The sequence below is a fragment of the Streptomyces sp. A0642 genome (assembly GCF_004795105.1).
Taxonomy (GTDB): Bacteria; Actinomycetota; Actinomycetes; order Streptomycetales; family Streptomycetaceae; genus Streptomyces.
This window is the reverse complement of sequence record NZ_SSBL01000006.1, coordinates 20,482-41,266: the sequence shown is the minus strand read 5'-3', so window position 1 is coordinate 41,266 and position 20,785 is coordinate 20,482. Positions and strand designations below refer to the sequence as shown.

The window sequence follows — 20,785 nt, the reverse complement described above, 5'->3', positions numbered from 1 at the left end:
CGGTCGGCCACTGAACCTCGCGCAACGGCACGGGCCCCGGACCGGTGAACCGTCCGGGGCCCGTGCGTCACGCGGTCGCGCTCAGCCCTCCCAGCGCCAGTCGGCCACTTCCGGCAGGTCCGTGCCGTGGGCGCGGATCCAGTCGTGATGGCGCGCCCGGGTGTCCGCCATCGCCTGGCGCACGGGCACCGCGCGCACACCCAGGCCCGGGACGCGGTCGATGACGTCCATGACGAGGCGGTAGCGGTCGAGGTCGTTGCGGACGACCATGTCGAAGGGCGTGGTCGTGGTGCCCTCCTCCTTGTAGCCCCTGACGTGCAGGTGGGGGTGCCCGGCGCGTCGGTAGGCCAGCCGGTGGATCAGCCAGGGGTAGCCGTGGTAGGCGAAGATCACCGGCTTGTCGCGGGTGAAGAGGGCGTCGTACTCGGCATCCGGCATCCCGTGCGGATGCTCGGAATGGGGCATGAGGCGGGCCATGTCGACGACGTTCACCACCCGCACGGACAGCTCGGGCAGGTGGCGCCGCAGCAGGCCGGCGGCCGCCAGGGTCTCCAGAGTGGGTACGTCCCCGGCACACGCGAGCACGACGTCCGGCTCGCGGCTGCCGTCCTCGGTCCCGGCCCACTCCCAGACGCCCGCGCCGCGCGCGCAGTGTGCGCGCGCCTGGTCGAGGGTGAGCCAGTCGAAGCTCGGCTGTTTGCCCGCGACGATGACGTTGACGTAGTCCCGGCTGCGCAGGGCGTGGTCGGCCGCGGAGAGCAGGGTGTTCGTGTCCGGGGGGAGATAGACGCGCACGACCTCGGGGCTCTTGTTCAGGATGTGGTCGACGAAGCCCGGGTCCTGGTGCGAGAAGCCGTTGTGGTCCTGGCGCCAGACGTGCGAGGTGAGCAGGTAGTTGAGGGAGGCGACGGGGCGGCGCCAGGGCAGCCGCCTGGAGGTCCGCAGCCACTTGATGTGCTGGTTGACCATCGAGTCGACGATGTGGGCGAACGCCTCGTAGCAGGAGAAGAGTCCGTGCCGGCCGGTGAGCAGGTAACCCTCCAGCCAGCCCTGGCACAGATGCTCGGAGAGGACCTCCATGACGCGGCCGTCGCGGGCGAGGTGCTCGTCGGTCGGGAGGGTGTCGGCCTGCCATGCCTTGCCGCTGGCCTCGTAGAGGGCGTCGAGGCGGTTGGACGCCGTCTCGTCGGGGCCGACGACCCGGAAGTCCCGCCGGTCGGCGGTGGCGGCCATGACGGCCTCCAGCAGGCCGCCGAGGATCTTGGTCGGCTCGTGCAGCACGGTCCCCGGCCTGTCCACCCGCACCGCGTGCTCGCCCAGGTCCGGCAGCGGCAGGTCGCGCAGGAGCAGACCGCCGTTGGCGTAGGGGGTGGCGCCGAGCCGTGCGGCGCCCTGGGGCACGCACGCGAGGACCTGGCCGGTGGGGCGTCCCTCGGCGTCGAAGAGTTCCTCGGGGCGGTAGGAGCGCAGCCAGCCCTCCAGTTGCCGCAGGTGCTCCGGATTGTCGCGGACACCGGGCAGCGGGACCTGGTGAGCGCGCCAGGTGCCCTCGACGGGCACTCCGTCGACCTCGGCCGGCCCGGTCCAGCCCTTCGGGGTGCGCAGCACGATCATCGGCCACCGCGGGCGCCCGGTGTCGCCGCCGGTCCGGGCGGCCGCCTGGAGCTCCCGGATACGGTCGACGGCGCGGTCCATGGCCGCGGCCATCGCCCGGTGCACGGTGAGGGGGTCGTCCCCCGCCACGTACAGCGGTTCGTGGCCGTATCCGCGCAGCAGGGAGTCGAGTTCCGCCTCGGGGAGGCGGGCGAGCACGGTCGGGTTGGCGATCTTGTAGCCGTTGAGGTGCAGGACCGGAAGGACGGCCCCGTCATGGACGGGGTCGAGGAACTTGTTGGCATGCCAGGAGCCGGCGAGCGGTCCGGTCTCCGCCTCGCCGTCGCCGACGACGCAGGTGACCAGCAGGTCCGGGTGGTCGAGTGCGGCCCCGTAGGCGTGCGCGAGCGCGTATCCCAGTTCGCCGCCCTCGTGGATGGAACCGGGGGTCTCCGGGGCCACGTGGCTGGGCACGCCGCCGGGGAAGGAGAACTGCTTGAACAGCAGCCCCATGCCGGCCGCGTCCCTCGTGACGTCGGGGTACGTCTGCGTGTAGCTGCCCTCCAGCCAGGAGTTGGCGAGGACGGCCGGACCGCCGTGCCCGGGGCCCCAGACACACAGCGCGGGGATGCCGCGTGACGCGATGACGCGGTTGAGATGGGTGTAGACGAGGTTGAGGCCCGGCGAGGTCCCCCAGTGGCCCAGGAGCCGGGGCTTGATGTCCTCGGGAACGAGCGGCCGCGTCAGCAGCGGGTTGTCCATCAGATAGATCTGGCCGACGGCCAGATAGTTGGCGGCCCGCCAGTGCGCGTCGAGCGCGGCGATCTCTTCTTCGGTCGGGCCGGTCGTCGACGACGGCGGGGCGTCGCTCATGGTCACCTCTCAGCGGGCGTGGGGTATGGCTGCCGTGGGCCGGGCGTCGTGGGAGCGGGGCGGGGCCTTCGGGTGGCTGCCGGGGGCCGGGCGCCGCGGGGGCGGGGCGTGGCTTTCAGAGCGAGCCCTGGGCGCCGTACCAGACGGTGGTGGCGTTGCAGAACTCGCGGATGCCGTGGCCGGCGAGCTCACGTCCGTATCCGGAGCGCTTCACCCCGCCGAACGGCAGCGCGGGGTGCGAGGCCGTCATGCCGTTGAAGAACACCCCACCCGCCTGGAGGTCGCGGACGCAGCGGCGGCTCTCCTCGGCGTCACGGGTCCAGACGTTGGAGCTGAGCCCGAAGGGCGTGTCGTTGGCGACGTCCAGGGCCTCGTCGAGACTGTCGGCCCGGTAGAGGGTGGCGACGGGGCCGAACGTCTCCTCGTGGTGGATGCGCATGGCGGGAGTGATCCCGGAAAGGACGGTCGGGGCGTAGAACCAGCCCCGCTCCAGTCCCCCGGTCAGCCCCTCGGGCCGCCCGCCGCCGCACAGGACGTTCGCGCCCCGGCGCACGGCGTCGTCGACGAGTTCCTCCAGGTCGCTGCGGCCCTGTTCGCTGGCGAGCGGGCCGATGTCGGTGGACTCCTCCAGCGGGTCGCCCACGGTCAGGTCGCGCATGCCCACGGTGAAGCGCTCGGCGAACTCCTCGTACACCTCCGTGTGCACGATGAACCGCTTGGCCGCGATGCAGGACTGCCCGTTGTTCTGGACCCGGGCGGTGACGGCCGTACGGGCCGCCTTGGCCACGTCGGCCGACGGCAGGACGAGGAAGGGGTCGCTGCCGCCCAGCTCCAGCACGGTGTGCTTGACCTCGTCGCCCGCGACGGACGCGACGGCGCGGCCGGCCGGTTCGCTGCCGGTCAGGGTGGCCGCCGCCACTCGGCCGTCCCGGAGGATCGCCTCGATGGCTCCCGAGCCCACCAGCAGCGTCTGGAAGCAGCCGTCCGGGAAGCCGGCCCGGCGGAACAGCTCCCCCAGGTACAGCGCGGTCTGCGGCACGTTAGAGGCGTGTTTGAGCAGACCGGTGTTGCCGGCCATGAGGGCGGGGGCGGCGAACCGCACCACCTGCCAGAGGGGGAAGTTCCACGGCATCACGGCGAGCACGGTGCCCAGCGGCCGGTAGTGGACGTACGCGCGCGAGGCGCCGGAGTCCTCGACGTCGGCGGGCGAGGGGTGCTCGTCGCGGAGGAGTTCCTCGGCGTGGTCCGCGTACCAGCGCATGGCCTTGGCGCACTTCGCGGCCTCGGCCCTGGCCGCCCCGATGGGCTTGCCCATCTCCAGGGTCATGGTGCGGGCGATGTCCTGCTGGTCCTCGTCGAGGAGGTCGGCCGCCCGGTTCAGCAGCCGTGCCCGCTCGCCGAAAGCGGTGGTGCGGTACTCCCGGAAGGCGGCGTCCGCCGCGGCGAGCCGCCGCTCGATCTCGTCCGCACCCTGCGCGTCGAACGTCCTGAGGGTCTCGCCGTTCGCGGGGTTGACCGTCGCGATGGGCATGACAGTGGCCTCCTTGCCTTCGGTACTTCGACCGTGCCGCGCCGGGGACTCCGGCGCAAACGCGGCCGCCGTCCTCCGCATACCCGACCGGCGCGGACCATGCATGCGTGAGGCATGCGGTCCGCGCCGGAAGGGGCAGCGGTGAGGACGGGCGGGCCCGGGGGCCGCTCCGTGCCGCGTGTCAGACCAGGGCGAAGGCCTCGGTCCGCTCCGGGGTGGCCGCCGGGAGGTCCGTGACCACGGCCGGCGTGCGGCGGGACTCGCGGACTCCGGGCAGCGGCGGCAGCGGAACCCGTTCGATGTGCTGGGGCTCCTGCGCGTAGCGGGTGAACCAGACGACCTTGCCCTGGGTGGTCCGGCAGGTGCCCCAGCTGTCGCTGAGGGCCATGACCCGGCTGAGGCCGCCGCCCTCGTGGAGCAGCCGCGGCATGTCGGAACCGTTGTCGGCGACGGAGACCGTGAGGTGCCGTCCGGACCAGCGGAGTTCGACGACGCAGTGGTTGTCGTCGCCGACGTGCCGCTGGACGTTGGTCAGCAGCTCCTCCACGGCGCGGCACACGGGCCGGACGTGGAGTTCGAGACTCCAGTGGCGGAGATGTGCGGCGACTATCCGTCGCAGCTGGGACACACGCTCTGCCGAAACCTGTAGTTCGACCTGATAGTGCCGGTCGAGTGGAACGGTCATCGTCGAGGCTCCTCACATCGAGGCCCACATGCTTCGCCCCGTTCAACCAACGACCCCCGAATACGAAGAGTGAGCAGATGTCACTTCTGGGTCACTCCTCAGGGTGAGGCCGCAGAGCCGATTGCGCAACACGTCCGGCCGTACACCCGGGGTGACCGGCGCGGATGCGCCCGGCGCGTGATCCGTCAGGCGAGGTGCGGCAGCAGCCGGTCCGGGGTCAGCGGGAGGGTGCGCAGCCGCACACCGGTGGCGTGGTGGACCGCGTTGCCGAGCGCCGCGGCCGCTCCGACGATGCCGATCTCCCCGATCCCCTTGCTGCCCATGGGGTTGAGGTGGGGATCGTCCTCGTCGATCCAGTACGCCTCCATTCCGGTCGCGTCGGCGCAGGCGGGCACGTGGTACGAGGCGAGGTCCCGCTCGGCGAAGTCGCCGAAGGCCGTGTCCAGCGTGCTGCCCTCGGTCAGGGCCATGCCGAGCCCCATGGTCATGCCGCCGATGAACTGGGAGCGTGCGGTGCGGGAGTTGAGGATGTGTCCGGCCGCGAAGACCCCGAGCATCCGGCGTACCCGGACCTCTCCGGTACGGGAGTCGACCGCGACCTCGGCGAAGTGTGCGCCGAACGCGTGACGTGCGTAGGGGGACTCGGCGGCCGTCTCCTCGGTGGTGTCCGCGGTGACGGTCACTCCGGTGGCGGGCAGCGGTCCGGAGCTCTCGCCGAGCCGCTTCCTGAGAGCCGTGGCCGCTTTGTGCACGGACCAGCCCCAGGAGGCCGTGCCCGAGGAACCGCCGGCCAGCGGGGCCTCCGGCAGATCGCTGTCGCCGATGTCGACGGTCACGTTCTCCACCGGCGTCTCCAGCACGTGGGCCGCGACCTGGGCCAGGACGGTCCGGGCGCCGGTGCCGATGTCGGTGGCGTTGACCGCGATGCGGTAGGAGCCGTCGGAGGCCGCGTGCGCGGAGGCGTGGGAGGCGCTGGCGTAGACGGGGTACGTGGCGGCGGCGACGCCCGTGCCGAGCAGCAGGGGGCCCTCACGGCGGGCTCCCGGACGCGGGTCGCGGTCGTTCCAGCCGAAGCGTGCGGCGCCGTCCCGGAGGCAGGCGGCCAGGTTGCGGCTGCTGAACGGCTTCCCGGAGTCGGGTTCCTCGGCCGGGTCGTTGCGCAGCCGCAGTTCGACGGGGTCGATCCCGAGGGCCGAGGCGAGTTCGTCGACGGCCGACTCGAGGGCGTACATGCCGGGCGCCTCGCCCGGCGCCCGCATCCACGAAGGGCTCGGCACGTCGAGCGCGGTGACCCGGTGGACGGTCCGGCTGTGCGGGGATCCGTACATGACGCGGGCCGGTACGGCGGCCTGCTCCACGAACTCCTTGACGGCGGAGGTGTGGGTGATGACCTCGTGGGCCACCGAGGTGAGGGTCCCGTCCTCCTCCGCGCCGAGCCGGACGCGCTGCACGGTGGGCGCCCGGTGGCCGACCACGGCCGCCATGTGGGGCCGGGGCATGGCGAGCTCGACGGGGTGTCCCGTGTGCAGCGCGGCCATGGCGGCGAGTACGGCCTGGGGGCGCGGCGTGCCCTTGCTGCCGAACCCGCCGCCGACGTGGCGGGAGATGACGGTGACCTGGTCCTTGCGGAGTCCGAAGACGGTCGCGAGGCTGTCACGCACCTTGGTGGCGCCCTGGCTGGAGTCGTACACGATGAGGCGCCCGTCCTGCGACCAGTGGGCGGTGGAGGAGTGTGGCTCCATGGGGTGGTTGTGCAGCGGCCCGATGCTGTACGTGACGTCGACCTGCACGGGCGCGGCCGCGAAGGCGCTGTCGAAGTCGCCGCGCTCCCGGACGGCCGGGTAGCCGCCGTTGGCCTCCTGCGGGGTGTACAGGCCGGGGTGGTCCGCGGTGAGGACCACGTCGTGCGGGGAGGTCTCGTAGGTGATGTGCAGCGCCTCGGCCCCCTCCCGCGCGCCTTCGAGGGTGTCCGCCACCACGACGGCGATCTGCCAGCCCCGGTGCGGTACGTGGCTGTTCTGGAGCACGGCGAGGATGGGGTCGTCCGGCTCCTGGATCCGGGGCGCGTTCTCGTGGGTGAGGACGGCGCGGACGCCGGGGACGGAGAGGGCGTCGGTGGTCCGGATCTCGGTGACCCGGCCGCGGGGCACGGTGGCCGGCACCGGCCAGGCGTACAGACAGCCGGACAGGTTGCGCTCGGCGGCGTAGCGCGCGGCGCCGGTCACCTTGTCCCGGCCCTCACGGCGGACGACGGGGGCGCCCAGCGGCTGGGGGGCGTGGTTCATGGCGGGTGTCCTCGGCTCTTCAGGGGCGGGCGGCGAGCGCGGTCAGGGCGTCGACGGCCAGGTTGCGGGCCAGGCCGACCTTGAACGCGTTGTCGCGCAGCGGGCGGGCCGCGGCGAGTTCGGCGTCCACGGCGCTCAGGTACACGGCGGCGTCGGCGGGTGCGCCGCGCAGCGCCTCCTCGGCGGTGCGGGCGCGCCACGGCCGGTGGGCGAGTCCGCCGAACGCCAGCGCGGCCTGCTCGATGCGCCCGTCCCGTACGCGCAGGACCGCCGCCACGGAGGCGAGGGCGAACGCGAAGGAGGCACGGTCGCGGGCCTTGCGGTACAGGGTGACCGTGCCGTCGGGAAGCGGCGGCAGGACCACCTCGGTGATCAGCTCGTCCGGCCGGATCACGGTGTCGGTGCTCGGGTCGTCCCCGGGCAGCCGGTGGAAGTCGGTGACGGCCACGGTCCGTTCCCCGTCGGGTCCGTGCAGGAGGACGGCGGCATCGAGGGCGGCGAGCGCCACGGCCATGTCCGAGGGGTGGGTGGCGACGCACTCGGAGGAGTGACCGAGGACGGCGAGATCGCGGTGGACGCCCTCCCGGGCCGGGCAGCCGGTACCCGGCTCCCGCTTGTTGCAGGGCTTCGACGTGTCCTGGAAGTACGGACAGCGCGTGCGCTGGAGCAGATTGCCGCCGGTGGTGGCGGCGTTGCGCAGCTGCCCCGAGGCCCCGGCCAGCAGCGCCTGGGAGAGCACGGGGTAGCGCGTGCGCACGGCGGGGTGTGCGGCCAGATCGCTGTTGCGCACGGTGGCGCCGATGCGCAGTCCGCCGTCGGCGGTGTCCGTCACCCGGTCCAGGGGGAGCCGGCTCACGTCGATGAGGAGGCCGGGGCGCTCCACGCCGAGTTTCATCAGGTCGACCAGATTGGTACCGCCGCCGAGGAACCGGGCGCCGGGACGGGAGGCGCTCGCGCGGACCGCTTCGGCGACCGACGCCGCGCGCAGATAGGCGAAGGGTTTCACGAGGCGACGTCTCCGATCGCCTCGACGATGCGGGGGTACGCCCCGCACCGGCACAGGTTGCCGCTCATCCGTTCACGGATCTCCGCGGCGTCGAGCGCCACCGGGCCGACGGGCGCGGTGGGCGCGGTGACGTGGGACGGGAAGCCGTTCCGCGCCTCGCCCAGCATCCCGATGCCTGAGCAGATCTGCCCGGGCGTGCAGTAACCGCACTGGAACGCGTCACGCTCCAGGAAGGCTTCCTGAAGCGGGTCCAGCCGGTCGCCGTCGGCGAGGCCCTCGACCGTGGTGATCCGGGCCCCGTCCTGGGCCACGGCGAGCAGAAGGCAGCTGTTGGCGCGCCGGCCGTCGACGAGCACGGTGCACGCGCCGCACTGTCCGTGGTCGCAGCCCTTCTTCGCCCCGGTCAGGCCCAGGTGGAGACGGAGTGCGTCCAGGACCGTGGTGCGGTGGTCGAGCGTCAGGGTGCGTTCGGTTCCGTTGATGATCAGAGTGACGGCGGAAAGGTGGGCGGTCGCCGGGTCCGCACCCTCGTCGCCCCTCCCCCGGCTGGTCGGGTCCACGTGAGAGCACCTTTCGAGAGCGATCGTTTTGTCTGCTTTCTACCAGTCGGGCAGCGGCTCCGCGTGAGGAACGCCGGCCGGCGGAGCGTTCGGCCTACTTGTTCTCCAGCCTCAGCCGGACCTCCTCCTCCTGGTCTCCGGAGACGGTGCCCACAATCCGCACGTCAAAGGCGTCCGCCAGGCCCTGCCGGAGCCGGTCGACCGCCCAGTAGCCGCCCTGCACGTCGGCGGTGACGGGCTCACCGAGCCGCACCGGACCGGACACCACCCGGGCTTCGGACACGTCGACGGTCACGAACCACGCCGTGGGCCGCTTGCCGGCGACCTCCTCCGGCACGTCGACCGAGGCCCGGTCGGTGACGAAGGCGGCCCGCAGCACGTCGAAGACGGTGCGCGCGTCTTCCTTCCCGCACCCGCTCACCACGACCGACACCTCACGGCCCTCGGCGCCTTCCTCGGACTGCTGCTTTTCGTGTGTGCTGTTCACCGCTGTTCCTTCCCAAGGGGTCACCTCCAGGCTCGCCCCGTGGGCGGCCGCCTGCGACAGGAGCGGCCCGGAGGTTCTGCGGGTACCCGGGAGGCCGAGCCTCACGCCATTCCAAACATTTCGGATGGCGATATCCACTTAAAACATGAATTAGATGGCAGGGCGGAGTGACAGCGCTGTCCGGGGGTATCCGGCAAGCATGGATGTATCGGATGGAGTCTTGAATTCACTGGCCATCACGCTCGCGGACGGACGGGGCGCGACCGGGGTGGTGCTCGGTGTGGTCGGGGTGGCGTTGGTGGCCGTGCTCATCGGCGGGTTCCTGCTGGGCAAGCGGCGGCATGATCAGGAACTGCCGCCGCCACGGCCCGAGGAGCAGCCGCCCGTTCCGGATCACCGCACGCACATGGAGGAGCCCGACGTCCACGGCAAGGACGACTTCCCCGCCGACGGCCGGGGGCTGTCGCCGTACGAGCTCAGTGATCGCGGGAGCGAGACCATTCACCCGGACACCGACGAGCGCCGCGACTGAGGTCGCCCCGGCTCCCTGCGGCGATTCGCACCTTTGCGGAAGGCTTCCCGGCCAGGCCGCCCGGCTCGGTAACCGCGCCGGGCGGTTTTGCCGCGTGTTGCGGGACCGGCCGCCCGCGGTGAGGCTGGTGGAGGTCCCCGTCCCCAAGGCCACCGGCACACCTGCCGCACCCCCAGGAAGGCAGGAGAACCATGACCGGAAGCACCTCCGGCACGGCGCCCGCGCCCGCACCGCTGACCGGGCCGGCGGCGCCCTGCTGGGTCAATCTGATGACCCGGGACCTGGAGTCCGCCCAGGCGTTCTACGGCCCGGTGATGGGCTGGACGTTCCGTCCGGGCAAACTCGGCCAGGAGTTCTCCGTGGCCCGCCGTGGTGAGGTGCCCGTCGCCGGGATCGGAGCGGTGGCCACCCGGTTCAGTGTCGCGGTCGCGTGGACGCCCTACTTCGCCGTGCCGGACGCCGATGTGACCGCTGGCCGGATCCGGGAGCGGAGCGGCACCGTGGCGGTCGGCCCGCTGGCGCTGGGCAAGGGGCGCGGCGCACTGGCCGCCGACCGGGACGGTGCCGGGTTCGGTATCTGGGAGCGGACCGCGCCCGCGACCTCACCGGCCGCGCCCGACGACGCTTCCCACGTCTGGCTGCGGCTGCGCACGCGCAACGCCTTCGACGCCGCGATCTTCTACGGCGAGGTCCTGGACTGGGCGAGCGGACGGCCCGGCTCCTGCGAGGTGGCGTACACGAAGGACGAGGTGACCGTGGAGTGCGGCGGGCGTCGGCTGGCGCGGATCAGCTCGGGGGCGGTCGAGGCCGCACCCGATCCGCTGGTCCGCCCGCACTGGCAGGTCATCTTCCCGGTGGACGACCTCGGCGCCGCCGTCGCGTCCGCGCAGGAGCGGGGCGGTTCGCTGGTCGAGGAGCTGTCCCGGCCCGACGCGAGCGAGGCGACGCTGGTCGACCCGGACGGCGGGCTCTTCACCCTCACGCATGCCGGCAACGGCGAGGCCACCGGCGCCCCGTGACCGGTCGCGGTCACTTCTCGTGACGGTCGTGGGACCGTGCCAGGGCTCGGGCCGGAAAGACGAACCAGCAGATCAGGAACCAGAGCGCCATGCCGCCGACCAGCCAGAGGGCGAGCGCGTTGTGCAGCGCCACGCGCAGGATGAGCAGGAGCGCCGAGCACATCGTGCAGAACAGCAGGATCAGTCCGATCACGGTCAGGCGTGAGGCCCAGATGACCGTCTGGGGCTTCATCCGCCGCCCCGTGAGCAGCCGGTGGTAGGACACCGGTCCGATGAGCGCGCCGGCGGTGGCGGAGCCGAACATCACCGTGACCACGTAGATGGCGCGGTCGGTGTCGGAGAGGTCGGCGAAGCGCGGCTGGAAGACCACGGCGAGCAGAAAGCCGAAGAGGATCTGGACGCCGGTCTGGGCGACGCGCAGTTCCTGGAGCAGATCGGTCCACCGGCGGTCGGCCCGTTCCTCCGGCGTTTCGTGGCGCCCCCATCCGTCTTCCCGGCCTCGCTCGTGGGACGGGCTCATCGCGGACCTCCCTCCGGACGGGCGGAGCGCCTGCACGCACCGTGGTCCTTCCCCACAAAGTAGACCTCCTGGCAGGCGCGCGCCCGCCCGGACCGGCCGCCTGCCGCGCCGCAAGGGCGCCGGGCCCGCCTTCAGACGACCGGCAGCACGAGTTCGGGACGGTCCCACATCACCGCGGGCGGTGCGGCCCGGACGGTGCCGGTCCGGCGGGCGCCCACGCTCGTGTAGAAGGCTTCGGCCGGCGGATGCGACACGATGCGCACCTCGGTGAGTCCGGCCGTGCGCGCTTCGTCCCTCAGATGCCCGATGAGGAGGCGGCCGATCCCGGCGCCCTGCGCATCGTCGGCGACGAACATGAGGTCGAGTTCGGGCGGGTCGAGGATGAGGGAGTAGAAGCCGAGCAGCCGTCCGGTGGTCTCCCCCACGGCCGCGAAGACCTCGTGCGTCTCGACGTAGTCCTGCCCCACCCGGTATCCCGCGACCATGGGCGCGTACGGGCCCTCGTAGGCCCGGGAGTGACGGACGAGACGCGTCAGCCGCTTCACGTCCCGCCCACCGGCCCGCCTGACCCCGACGTCTTCCCCCAGCAGTCGGCGCGCGCCTGACGTAATGCCTGATCTCATGCATGAAGTATTACGTATCCCGGAGAGGGGTCATCATCGCGCAGGCGCCGATGGCTGTCCCGCGATGCCCGGTGGATCAACGCGCGGCGTCAGATGCGGCGCATCGCGACGCGGACGGATACCCGCACACTCCCTGCGCGGCGGCGTTTCGAACACGTGGCGAGGCGCCCCGGCTGCCGTCGTGCGCGCGCCAGGAACCGCGGGGGCCTCAGGCGGGCAGCACGAGTGCGCGGCGCAGCCGCCGCAGTGCCGGTTGGGGGATGCGCAGGCCGTCGCGCGCGTAGCCGTCGATCCCTCCCCAGCGCTCGTCCATCGCGTCCAGCGCCGTGTTCAGGTAGCGCGGCCGGACCTCGATGATCGCCGAGGCGATGTCCGGGTCGCCGCCCGCGTCGAGGTAGCTCTGCACGGAGGGCCGGAAGGCGACCCGCATCACCGGGTTCACCGCGAGGAACTCGGTCATCACGACATCCCGTGGGGCGCCGAGGAGGAGCAGCAGCAGGGCCGCCGCCCAGCCCGCGCGGTCCTTGCCCGTGGTGCAGTGGAAGAGCACCGGGCGTGCGGCGTCGTCGGCCGCGGTCTCCAGAAAGGCGCGGTAAGCGGCTGCGGCGCGCGGCGAGAGCACCACCTGCCGGTACGTCTCCGCGAACATCCCCTCGGCCTTTCCGCCCCCGAGCAGCCGCTCCGCCTCCACCGGATCGGCGAGCAGGGCCCTCAGCCGGGCCGGCGCCACGCCCGGATCGTCCCCGAGCACATCGGCGACGAACAACCGGGCGCCCGGCGGCAGGCGGTCGGGGGCCGAGGCCCGCTCCTCGGCGGTCCGCAGGTCGACGACCGTACGGATACCGAGCTCGGCCACCGCCGCCTCCTGCGCCGGATCGGGCCCGCCGAGGTGGCCGGAGCGCAGGACCACGCCCGGCCGCACCTGCCGGCCGGGCCCCAGGGGGATGCCGCCCAGGTCCCGCAGGTTGAGAACAGAGGCTGCCGGGACGGCCCTGACGGTTTCCACGATGAGAATCCTCTTTTCCCGACACGTGTCCGAAATTGATTTCGGCCTGGCCGGATCAAAAGTCGCATGATGCCGGGATATCGACAAAGTAAAACGCCGGTGATCATCGATCAGCCGCGTCGGGCAGGCCGGGAGGGAAGAGGGGTGCGGAAGGCCGCGCGGCCCGCAGTTCGCACCGGCCACCGGAAGGCGCGCCGGGGCCCCTCCGGACGGGGCGCATCGCTGTTACCGCAGCCGCACGCGCGCGAACCCACCTCGCGGCGGGAAAAGGGCGGGACGGGATCAGTTCCGGGCGAGCCCGCCGCCGGCTCCGGCCCGGTGCGGTCAGTCCGCCAGGAGTTTCGCCTTCTGGGCCTCGAACTCGGCGCTGGTCAGAATGCCCTGGTTCTTCAGCTCCGCCAGGCGTTCCAGCCGGCTGATCACGTCGTCGACGGGCGGCTCGGCACTCCGGCCCCCGGCGGCCTGCTGCCGGCCGCCCTGCGCCTGCCGGCGCATCTGCTCGTCAGCCATCCGCTCCGCGTCGTCCTCGGCGAATCTCGCCTGCTGCCGGCGCTGGACGCGGCCGCTGACCGCGGAGGCGGTGCCCGCCACGACTGCCGTGCACGCCACCGACCCGAGCAGGCCGGGGCCGCCACGGTTCATTCCAGGTCCTCGAAAGATCGGCATGCCGTGCGCCTTTCCGGTGCGGTGCGTTGTCAGCGTGCGGAAACGGCGGCCGCCACGGCGGCCTCCGCGACGTCTGCGGGAATCCGCTCATGGGCGACGAGCAGGCCACCCGACGCGCGGACCGCTTCGGTGAGGGGCAGCGCCCAGAGGTCTTCCCAGACGATCAGCGCCGCGGAGCTGCCGGGCGGCACGCTCTCGCCGAGGGCTCTGATGTCGTCGCTGTTCAGGAGGCCCGTGACCTCGCCCTCGACCGGTTCGAAGGAGATGAGGTCGTCGGGGTCGAGGTCCTCCAGTTCGACGGTCTCGAGCGCACCGTCCTCCGTCCGGTACACGAAGGTGAGGTCGAGGATGCGCACCGCCTTCGACGCCACCGCTTCGGCCAGCGCCGGCGCGATGGCGCCGGTGAACCGACTGCCGGGAAAGGCGACGACGAGGTACTCCACGGGTCCCACAGCCACGGGCGTGTCCTCTCCGAAAGGATGAATTGCCAGCAGCATAACTTCGGACATTTACTGCCGCACTGCGGCAAATCGCACCGGTCAGACGATCCGCGTCGGCTACGGCCGCTGGAATCCGGCCGCTGCGAGAATCTTCTGGGCCTGGGGGGCGGTCAGCCACCTGACGAAGGCGGCCGCTGCCCGGCTGTTCGCGGAGCCCTTGAGGGTGGCGGCGGGGTAGGAGGCGAGCGCGTTCTGCCGGTCGGGGATGGCGACGGCGTCCACCTTGCCGGTCGCCGAGGCCGCGTCCGTCTTGTAGACGATGCCGGCGTCGGCCTCACCGAGTTCGACCTTGCTGAGGACGGCGCGGACGTCCGGCTCCTCGGAGACGGGCTTGACGGTGAGCCCTTGCGCGTCCAGCACCTGCTCGCTGTAGCGGCCGGCCGGCACCCCGGAAGCGGCGAGGACGACCTTCAGCCCGGGGTCCGCCAGGTCCTTCAGCCCCCGGATTCCCTTCGGGTTGCCCTCACCCGTGGCGATGACCAGGCGGTTGCCCGCGATGACGGCCGGGGTCCCGGTCTCCGACGCCAGGCCGTCCATCGTCTTCGTATCCGCCGTGACCAGCACGTCGGCGGGTGCGCCCTGCTTCACCTGCGCGGCAAGCTGCTGCGACCCGGCGAAGGAGAACGTCAGCTCGGTGCCGGGGTGCCCCTTCTCGTACGCCGCCCCCGCGGTCCGGAACACATCGGTCAGCGACGCCGCGGCCAGGACGGTCAGCTTCACCTCCGGCGCACCGCCCGCACTCCCCTCGCCTCCCCCCGCCCTGACGTCACTGCCGCAGGCGGCCAGCGACAGCAGGAGGGCGGCGGCGCCGGCCGCCGCGGCCGTACGGCGTCCGGTGAGGCTGAGTGACATCTGAGGGGGCTCCTTCGGACGTACTACGCGGACATCGGCAGGTCATCGACGCGACCCCCGCACCCGAGGAGCCCGAACCGCACCGACTTCCCCCGCGCCTGGCCGCGCATGCCATACGATAGGAGATTTGATCTGGCATCTGCAATGTAGTCGAGCCATCTATGGAGCAAATGCCAGACCCGCTGGAGGAAACACCCATGCCCTGACGTCCCGTCGGCTACGCCACCGTATGTAAAGGATCAAGTGCGTTCGGAGAGGGCAAGGTCACAGGCCGAGCCTCTGCTGCTCATCTGGGAGTTGTCCTAGCATCTGGGCATGACGGTCCAGCCTGCCGACGGGTTTTCGTTGGCCGCCGAATTCCCTGACCCCTCCCACGAGCAGTGGCAGAGCCTTGTCGAAGGTGTGCTGCGCAAGTCGGGCAAGGACGTCTCGGGTTCGGCCGCCGAGGAAGCACTGTCCACCACGGTGGAGGACGGGCTCATCACGCGCCCCCTCTACACCTCGCGCGACGACGCGCCCGACGCCGGCCTCCCGGGCTTCGCCCCGTTCACCCGCGGCAGCACTCCGCAGGGGAACGCGGCGAGCGGCTGGGGCGTACGGCAGCGGCACACCTCGACGGACCCCGTCCGGCTCAACGAGGCCCTGCTCGGAGACCTGGAGAACGGGGCCACCTCGCTGTGGCTGACCGTCGGGGGCTCCGGTGGCGTGCCGGTCACCGGTCTGGCACGGGCGCTGGAGGGCGTCCACCTGGACCTGGCGCCGCTCGTGCTCGACGCCGGGGACGACCTCGACGCCGCCGCCACGGAGTTGCTGCGGCTCCACGAGGAGCGCAGGGTGCCGGCGGACGCGGTACGCGGCGGCCTCGGGGGCGACCCGCTGGGGCAGGCCGCCCGCAGCGGCGGCGCGGCGGACCTGACGTCCGCCGTCCGCTGGGCGAAGCACTGCGCGGCCGCGTTCCCCGGGCTGCGGGCGCTGACCGTGGACGCGCTTCCGTACCACGAGGCCGGCGGCTCGGCGGCCCAGGAGCTGGGCAGTTCGCTGGCCACGGGCGTCGCCTATCTGCGTGCCCTGACCGAAGCGGGACTCGGCGTCGAGGAGGCCTGCGCACAGCTGGAGTTCCGGTACGCCGCCACCGCCGACCAGTTCCTGACGATCGCCAAGCTGCGGGCCGCGCGCCGGCTGTGGGCGCGGGTCGCCGAGGTCTGCGGGGCCCCGGAGGCCGGGGCGCAGCGCCAGCACGCGGTGACGTCACCGGTGATGATGACCCGGCGGGACCCGTGGGTGAACATGCTGCGGACCACCCTGGCCTGTCTGGGCGCGGGGGTGGGCGGCGCGGACGCGGTGACCGTGCTGCCCTTCGACCACGCCCTGGGGCTGCCGGACGCGTTCGCCCGGCGCATCGCCCGCAACACGTCGACGATCCTGCTGGAGGAGTCCCACCTGGCCCGGGTCATCGACCCGGCGGGCGGTTCCTGGTACGTGGAGCGGCTGACGGACGAACTCGCGGAGGCGGCCTGGGCGTTCTTCCGGGAGATCGAGCGGGACGGCGGTCAGGCCGCGGCCCTCGCTTCGGGCCTGGTCGCCGAGCGCATCGCGGCCACCTGGGCCGCCCGCAGCAAGGATCTCGCCCGGCGGAGGGAACCGATCACCGGCGTCAGCGAGTTCCCCCACCTGGCGGAGCGCACGGTGGAGCGCGAGCCGGTGCCGTCGGCCGCGACCCGGGGCGGCGGCCTGCCGGTGGTCCGGCGCGACGAGGCCTTCGAGGCACTGCGGGCCCGTTCGGATGCCCACCTGGCGGCGACCGGCGCCCGGCCGCGGGTGTTCCTCGCCGCGCTGGGGCCCGCCGCGGCGCACACCGCGCGCGCGTCCTTCGCCGCGAACCTGTTCCAGGCGGGCGGCATCGAAACCGTCCACGACCCGGTCCAGGTCGACGCCTCGTCGGCCGCGGCGGCTCTCAGGGCCGCGGGAACGGACGTGGTCTGTCTGTGTTCCAGTGACGCGCTCTACGCCGAACACGCCGGTGAGGTCGCCGAGGCGCTCGCCGCCGCCGGTGCGCGGCGGGTGTACCTGGCCGGACGGCCCGGGGCGTACGCGGGTGTCGACGCGTACGTCTTCGCCGGCTGTGACGTGGTGTCCGTGCTCTCTTCCGTTCTCGACCGTATGGGTGTGGCGTAATGCGGATCCCCGACTTCTCCGACATCGAGCTCGGGCCGGGCGCCGGCGCCGAGGTGACCGAGGACCAGTGGCGTGCCGCGGTCAAGGAGTCCTCCGGCGGCTCCGACGGCGACCTCCTGTGGGAGACCCCGGAGGGCATCGCGGTCAAGCCGCTGTACACCGGCCAGGACCTGGAGGGGATCGACTTCCTCGGCACGTACCCCGGGGCGGCTCCGTATCTGCGCGGTCCCTACCCGACGATGTACGTCAACCAGCCCTGGACGATCCGGCAGTACGCGGGTTTCTCCACCGCCGAGGAGTCCAACGCCTTCTACCGCCGCAACCTCGCGGCCGGGCAGAAGGGTCTCTCGGTCGCCTTCGACCTGCCCACCCACCGCGGCTACGACAGCGACCACCCGAGGGTGACCGGTGACGTCGGCATGGCGGGCGTGGCGATCGACTCGATCTACGACATGCGGCAGCTGTTCGACGGCATCCCGCTCGACAAGATGTCGGTGTCGATGACGATGAACGGCGCGGTGCTGCCCGTCCTCGCGCTGTACATCGTGGCCGCCGAGGAACAGGGCGTCGCGCCCGAGAAGCTGGCCGGAACCATTCAGAACGACATTCTGAAGGAGTTCATGGTCCGCAACACCTACATCTATCCGCCGAAGCCCTCGATGCGGATCATCTCCGACATCTTCTCGTACACCTCGCAGAAGATGCCGCGCTACAACTCGATCTCCATCTCCGGCTATCACATCCAGGAGGCCGGGGCCACGGCCGATCTGGAGCTGGCGTACACCCTGGCCGACGGAGTGGAGTACCTGCGGGCCGGACGGGACGCCGGGCTCGACGTCGACGCGTTCGCACCGCGGCTGTCGTTCTTCTGGGCGATCGGCATGAACTTCTTCATGGAGATCGCGAAGCTGCGGGCGGCCCGGCTCCTCTGGGCCAAGCTGGTCCGGGAGTTCGAGCCGAAGAACGCCAAGTCCCTCTCTCTGCGCACCCATTCGCAGACCTCCGGATGGTCGCTGACCGCGCAGGACGTCTTCAACAACGTCACGCGCACCTGCGTCGAGGCGATGGCCGCGACCCAGGGCCACACCCAGTCGCTGCACACCAACGCGCTCGACGAGGCCCTCGCGCTGCCGACGGACTTCTCGGCACGCATCGCCCGCAACACCCAGCTCCTCCTCCAGCAGGAGTCCGGCACGGGACGGGTCATCGACCCGTGGGGCGGCAGCGCGTACGTGGAGAAGCTCACCTACGACCTGGCGCGGCGGGCCTGGCAGCACATCGAGGAGGTCGAGGCCGCCGGCGGCATGGCCAAGGCGATCGACGCCGGAATTCCCAAGCTGCGCATCGAGGAAGCGGCCGCCCGTACCCAGGCGCGCATCGACTCCGGGCGCCAGCCCGTCATCGGCGTCAACAAGTACCGCGTGGAGACCGACGAGAAGATCGACGTCCTCAAGGTCGACAACTCCTCGGTGCGCACGCAGCAGATCGAGAAGCTGCGCCGGCTGCGCGGGGAGCGCGACGAGCAGGCCTGCCAGGACGCGCTGCGCGCGCTGACGGAGGCGGCCGGGCGGGAGCCGGGTCCCGGCCTCGAAGGAAATCTGCTGGCGCTCGCCGTCGACGCGGCGCGTGCGATGGCGACCGTGGGTGAGATCTCGGACGCGCTCGAGAAGGTGTACGGCCGGCACGCGGGCCAGATCCGTACGATCTCCGGGGTGTACCGCAACGAGGCAGGGGAGTCGCCGTCCGTGGACCGCACGCGCACACTGGTCGGCGCTTTCGAGGAGGCCGAGGGCCGGCGCCCGCGCATCCTGGTCGCCAAGATGGGCCAGGACGGGCACGACCGCGGCCAGAAGGTGATCGCGACCGCCTTCGCCGACCTGGGCTTCGACGTGGACGTGGGCCCCCTGTTCCAGACGCCGGGCGAGGTCGCCCGGCAGGCGGTCGAGGCGGACGTGCACATCGTGGGCGTCTCGTCGCTGGCCGCAGGACACCTCACGCTCGTCCCCGCGCTGCGTGAGGAACTCGCGGCCGAGGGCCGCGAGGACATCATGATCGTGGTGGGCGGGGTGATTCCGCCGCAGGACATCGACGCGCTGCACGAGGCGGGCGCGGCGGCGGTGTTCCCGCCGGGCACGGTGATCCCGGACGCGGCCCACGATCTGGTGACGCGGCTCGGCGCCTCACTCGGTCACGAGCTGTGAGCCGCTGAACCGATGGCTCCGACGATCGATCTCGACAGCTATGTGAAGGGGGTGCTCGACGGGAAGCGGGCGCACATCGCGCGCGCCATCACCCTCGTCGAGTCCACCCGGCCCGATCACCGGGCGCTGGCCCAGCAGTTGCTGAGGGAGCTGCTGCCGCACTCGGGCAAGGCCCGGCGCATCGGCATCAGCGGGGTGCCGGGCGTCGGCAAGTCCACGTTCATCGATGCCCTGGGAACGATGCTCACCGGGCTCGGGCACCGGGTTGCGGTGCTCGCGGTGGACCCGTCCTCCAGCCGTACCGGCGGCTCCATCCTGGGTGACAAGACCAGGATGGAGCGGCTCGCGGTGGACCCGGCCGCCTTCGTGCGCCCCTCCCCCACCGCCGGCACGCTGGGCGGGGTGGCGAAGGCGACCCGCGAGTCCGTCGTGGTGATGGAGGCGGCCGGCTACGACGTGGTGCTGGTGGAAACGGTCGGCGTCGGCCAGTCGGAGACCGCGGTCGCCAACATGGTCGACACGTTCCTGCTGCTGACGCTGGCCCGCACCGGTGACCAGCTCCAGGGCATCAAGAAGGGCGTGCTGGAACTGGCGGACGCCATCGCGGTGAACAAGGCCGACGGCCCGCACGAGCGCGACGCCCGCTCCGCGGCGCGTGAACTGGCCGGCGCGCTGCGGCTGATGCACCCCGCGGACGCGGCGTGGACCCCGCCGGTACTGACGTGCAGCGCCCGGGAGTCCAGCGGTCTGGACACCTTGTGGGAGCGGCTGGAACAGCACCGGGCCCTGCTCGAGTCGACGGGCCGGCTCGCGGCCAAGCGAAGCGAGCAGCAGGTCGACTGGACGTGGACGATGGTCCGCGACGACCTGCTGGACAGCCTGCGCGCGCACCCCGGAGTGCGGGCGCTCGCCCCGGAACTCGAACGGCGCGTACGGGAGGGTTCGTTGCCCGCCACGCTGGCAGCGGAGCAGATCCTGGAGATGTTCCGGGGGACGATGCCCGACAGCCGGACGTGATCGGCCTCAGAGGTCGAGCTGGTACGTGAACGAGCGGTGCGTGGGCTCGTATCCGAGCGCGTCGTTGACGGCGCGCATGTACGTGCTGCCGTCTGCGGTGTCCGCGAGCAGGCCGCCCGGGTCCGGGTGGCGCTCACGGGCGCCGAGGATGCAGGCGGCCTTCATCCAGCGGGCCAGGCCGCGGCCCCGGTGCTCGGCAGGACGCCGGTGCCGCACTGCTGTCCGTCGCCGGGCCCGTCGCCCGGCACGACCAGTTCGGTGAAGCCGGCGACGGACCCGTCGCTCTCGTCGACGGCGGCCACCGTCCCCAGCAGGTCGACGCGGTCGGCGACGGCCTGCGCGACGGCCCTGACCCGGTCGACGTCCCCCACCGTGGTGCCGGAGTCGGCGCCGTCCATGGGCATGTCGTCCAGGGCGCGGCGCGAGGCGGTGAAGGTGCGCGCCAACGGGGCGGGGACCGTGCCGTCCCAGGACTCCGGCCCGTAGCCCGGACGAGGCGCGCGGACGAGGGCGGTCAGGGCAGTGAGGCGTATCGACAAGGCGACTCGGTCGGCGGGGGAAGTGTCCGGAGTACGAAACCACCCCCCGTGATCGGCAGGGGAAGGCCCCTCGGTGCGAAACGTCCCCCGCTCCCCCGCCGCACCAGGGTCACGA

20 protein-coding genes are annotated in these 20,785 nt (G+C 72.2%); 5 read left to right on the top strand and 15 right to left on the bottom strand.

Annotation, left to right across the window (positions count from 1 at the left end; genetic code table 11):
- Positions 1–81: 81 nt before the first annotated feature.
- The 7 genes from E6R60_RS13830 to E6R60_RS13800 all read right to left on the bottom strand — a co-directional run bounded on the left by E6R60_RS13830 (position 82) and on the right by E6R60_RS13800 (position 9,020).
- Positions 82–2,466 (bottom strand): phosphoketolase family protein, encoded by a 2,385-nt coding sequence (locus tag E6R60_RS13830; RefSeq protein ID WP_136326840.1) that lies wholly within the window; start codon positions 2,464–2,466, stop codon positions 82–84.
- 115 nt (positions 2,467–2,581) lie between these two features.
- Positions 2,582–3,997 (bottom strand): NADP-dependent succinic semialdehyde dehydrogenase, encoded by a 1,416-nt coding sequence (locus tag E6R60_RS13825; protein WP_136326839.1) that lies wholly within the window; start codon positions 3,995–3,997, stop codon positions 2,582–2,584.
- Positions 3,998–4,178: 181 nt separating this feature from the next.
- On the bottom strand, positions 4,179–4,682 hold the full coding sequence (locus E6R60_RS13820; protein WP_136326838.1) for an ATP-binding protein: 504 nt from the start codon (positions 4,680–4,682) through the stop codon (positions 4,179–4,181).
- 185 nt (positions 4,683–4,867) lie between these two features.
- Positions 4,868–6,967, bottom strand: a complete 2,100-nt coding sequence (locus E6R60_RS13815; protein ID WP_136326837.1) for a xanthine dehydrogenase family protein molybdopterin-binding subunit — start codon at positions 6,965–6,967, stop codon at positions 4,868–4,870.
- A 19-nt stretch (positions 6,968–6,986) separates the two neighbouring features.
- Positions 6,987–7,973, bottom strand: a complete 987-nt coding sequence (locus E6R60_RS13810) for a xanthine dehydrogenase family protein subunit M (RefSeq protein ID WP_136326836.1) — start codon at positions 7,971–7,973, stop codon at positions 6,987–6,989.
- Positions 7,970–8,533 (bottom strand): 2Fe-2S iron-sulfur cluster-binding protein, encoded by a 564-nt coding sequence (locus E6R60_RS13805; protein WP_136326835.1) that lies wholly within the window; start codon positions 8,531–8,533, stop codon positions 7,970–7,972. The genes E6R60_RS13810 and E6R60_RS13805 overlap by 4 nt, the downstream gene beginning before the upstream one ends.
- Before the next feature lie 94 nt (positions 8,534–8,627).
- Positions 8,628–9,020 (bottom strand): hypothetical protein, encoded by a 393-nt coding sequence (locus E6R60_RS13800; RefSeq protein WP_136326834.1) that lies wholly within the window; start codon positions 9,018–9,020, stop codon positions 8,628–8,630.
- 199 nt (positions 9,021–9,219) lie between these two features.
- Between E6R60_RS13800 and E6R60_RS13795 the strand changes: the two genes are divergently transcribed.
- The gene (locus E6R60_RS13795) at positions 9,220–9,552 is read left to right on the top strand and encodes a DUF6479 family protein (RefSeq protein ID WP_136326833.1); all 333 of its coding nucleotides are present in this window, start codon (positions 9,220–9,222) and stop codon (positions 9,550–9,552) included.
- A 191-nt stretch (positions 9,553–9,743) separates the two neighbouring features.
- Positions 9,744–10,571 (top strand): VOC family protein, encoded by an 828-nt coding sequence (locus E6R60_RS13790; protein WP_136326832.1) that lies wholly within the window; start codon positions 9,744–9,746, stop codon positions 10,569–10,571.
- Between the two features lie 10 nt (positions 10,572–10,581).
- Here the strand turns inward: E6R60_RS13790 and E6R60_RS13785 are convergent, their stop codons facing one another.
- From E6R60_RS13785 to modA, 6 genes are all read right to left on the bottom strand, one after another.
- Positions 10,582–11,091 (bottom strand): DUF6328 family protein, encoded by a 510-nt coding sequence (locus E6R60_RS13785; RefSeq protein ID WP_136326831.1) that lies wholly within the window; start codon positions 11,089–11,091, stop codon positions 10,582–10,584.
- A 131-nt stretch (positions 11,092–11,222) separates the two neighbouring features.
- Positions 11,223–11,714: a GNAT family N-acetyltransferase gene (locus E6R60_RS13780; protein WP_136326830.1), complete on the bottom strand. Its 492-nt coding sequence runs from the start codon at positions 11,712–11,714 to the stop codon at positions 11,223–11,225.
- Between the two features lie 208 nt (positions 11,715–11,922).
- Positions 11,923–12,720: a tyrosine-protein phosphatase gene (locus tag E6R60_RS13775; protein ID WP_136326829.1), complete on the bottom strand. Its 798-nt coding sequence runs from the start codon at positions 12,718–12,720 to the stop codon at positions 11,923–11,925.
- A gap of 324 nt (positions 12,721–13,044) precedes the next feature.
- The gene (locus E6R60_RS13770) at positions 13,045–13,362 is read right to left on the bottom strand and encodes an SHOCT domain-containing protein (protein ID WP_136326828.1); all 318 of its coding nucleotides are present in this window, start codon (positions 13,360–13,362) and stop codon (positions 13,045–13,047) included.
- A gap of 53 nt (positions 13,363–13,415) precedes the next feature.
- Positions 13,416–13,844 (bottom strand): DUF6325 family protein, encoded by a 429-nt coding sequence (locus E6R60_RS13765; protein ID WP_240802544.1) that lies wholly within the window; start codon positions 13,842–13,844, stop codon positions 13,416–13,418.
- 99 nt (positions 13,845–13,943) lie between these two features.
- Positions 13,944–14,738, bottom strand: coding sequence for a molybdate ABC transporter substrate-binding protein (gene modA / locus E6R60_RS13760; RefSeq protein ID WP_136326827.1), 795 nt, complete (start codon positions 14,736–14,738; stop codon positions 13,944–13,946).
- 315 nt (positions 14,739–15,053) lie between these two features.
- On the opposite strand from modA, the gene mutA reads away from it, so the two are divergent.
- Genes mutA through meaB form a run of 3 tightly spaced genes read left to right on the top strand, consistent with a single transcriptional unit; the run spans position 15,054 to position 20,131 of the window.
- Positions 15,054–16,913, top strand: coding sequence for a methylmalonyl-CoA mutase small subunit (mutA, locus tag E6R60_RS13755; RefSeq protein WP_136326826.1), 1,860 nt, complete (start codon positions 15,054–15,056; stop codon positions 16,911–16,913).
- Positions 16,913–19,114, top strand: a complete 2,202-nt coding sequence (gene scpA, locus E6R60_RS13750; protein ID WP_136326825.1) for a methylmalonyl-CoA mutase — start codon at positions 16,913–16,915, stop codon at positions 19,112–19,114. Before mutA ends, scpA begins: the two co-directional genes overlap by 1 nt.
- Positions 19,115–19,126: 12 nt before the next feature.
- Positions 19,127–20,131 (top strand): methylmalonyl Co-A mutase-associated GTPase MeaB, encoded by a 1,005-nt coding sequence (meaB, locus tag E6R60_RS13745; RefSeq protein ID WP_136326824.1) that lies wholly within the window; start codon positions 19,127–19,129, stop codon positions 20,129–20,131.
- 6 nt (positions 20,132–20,137) lie between these two features.
- Here meaB and E6R60_RS37945 read toward each other — a convergent pair whose 3' ends face one another.
- Both E6R60_RS37945 and E6R60_RS13740 read right to left on the bottom strand, forming a co-directional pair.
- Positions 20,138–20,296: a hypothetical protein gene (locus E6R60_RS37945; RefSeq protein ID WP_168713597.1), complete on the bottom strand. Its 159-nt coding sequence runs from the start codon at positions 20,294–20,296 to the stop codon at positions 20,138–20,140.
- Complete coding sequence (locus E6R60_RS13740; protein WP_136326823.1) at positions 20,293–20,670, bottom strand: hypothetical protein; 378 nt, start codon at positions 20,668–20,670, stop codon at positions 20,293–20,295. Before E6R60_RS13740 ends, E6R60_RS37945 begins: the two co-directional genes overlap by 4 nt.
- Between the last annotated feature and the right edge of the window lie 115 nt (positions 20,671–20,785).

Excerpts from the sequence above, each read along its gene's own strand:
- E6R60_RS13790 (WP_136326832.1), top strand. The coding sequence starts at position 9,744 with ATGACCGGAAGCACCTCCGGCACGGCGCCCGCGCCCGCACCGCTGACC.
- E6R60_RS13785 (WP_136326831.1), bottom strand. The coding sequence starts at position 11,091 with ATGAGCCCGTCCCACGAGCGAGGCCGGGAAGACGGATGGGGGCGCCAC.
- E6R60_RS13815 (WP_136326837.1), bottom strand. The coding sequence starts at position 6,967 with ATGAACCACGCCCCCCAGCCGCTGGGCGCCCCCGTCGTCCGCCGTGAG.
- E6R60_RS13825 (WP_136326839.1), bottom strand. The coding sequence starts at position 3,997 with ATGCCCATCGCGACGGTCAACCCCGCGAACGGCGAGACCCTCAGGACG.
- mutA (WP_136326826.1), top strand. The coding sequence starts at position 15,054 with ATGACGGTCCAGCCTGCCGACGGGTTTTCGTTGGCCGCCGAATTCCCT.
- E6R60_RS13780 (WP_136326830.1), bottom strand. The coding sequence starts at position 11,714 with ATGAGATCAGGCATTACGTCAGGCGCGCGCCGACTGCTGGGGGAAGAC.
- E6R60_RS37945 (WP_168713597.1), bottom strand. The coding sequence starts at position 20,296 with ATGAAGGCCGCCTGCATCCTCGGCGCCCGTGAGCGCCACCCGGACCCG.
- scpA (WP_136326825.1), top strand. The coding sequence starts at position 16,913 with ATGCGGATCCCCGACTTCTCCGACATCGAGCTCGGGCCGGGCGCCGGC.
- E6R60_RS13820 (WP_136326838.1), bottom strand. The coding sequence starts at position 4,682 with ATGACCGTTCCACTCGACCGGCACTATCAGGTCGAACTACAGGTTTCG.
- meaB (WP_136326824.1), top strand. The coding sequence starts at position 19,127 with ATGGCTCCGACGATCGATCTCGACAGCTATGTGAAGGGGGTGCTCGAC.
- E6R60_RS13795 (WP_136326833.1), top strand. The coding sequence starts at position 9,220 with ATGGATGTATCGGATGGAGTCTTGAATTCACTGGCCATCACGCTCGCG.
- E6R60_RS13830 (WP_136326840.1), bottom strand. The coding sequence starts at position 2,466 with ATGAGCGACGCCCCGCCGTCGTCGACGACCGGCCCGACCGAAGAAGAG.
- E6R60_RS13770 (WP_136326828.1), bottom strand. The coding sequence starts at position 13,362 with ATGAACCGTGGCGGCCCCGGCCTGCTCGGGTCGGTGGCGTGCACGGCA.
- modA (WP_136326827.1), bottom strand. The coding sequence starts at position 14,738 with ATGTCACTCAGCCTCACCGGACGCCGTACGGCCGCGGCGGCCGGCGCC.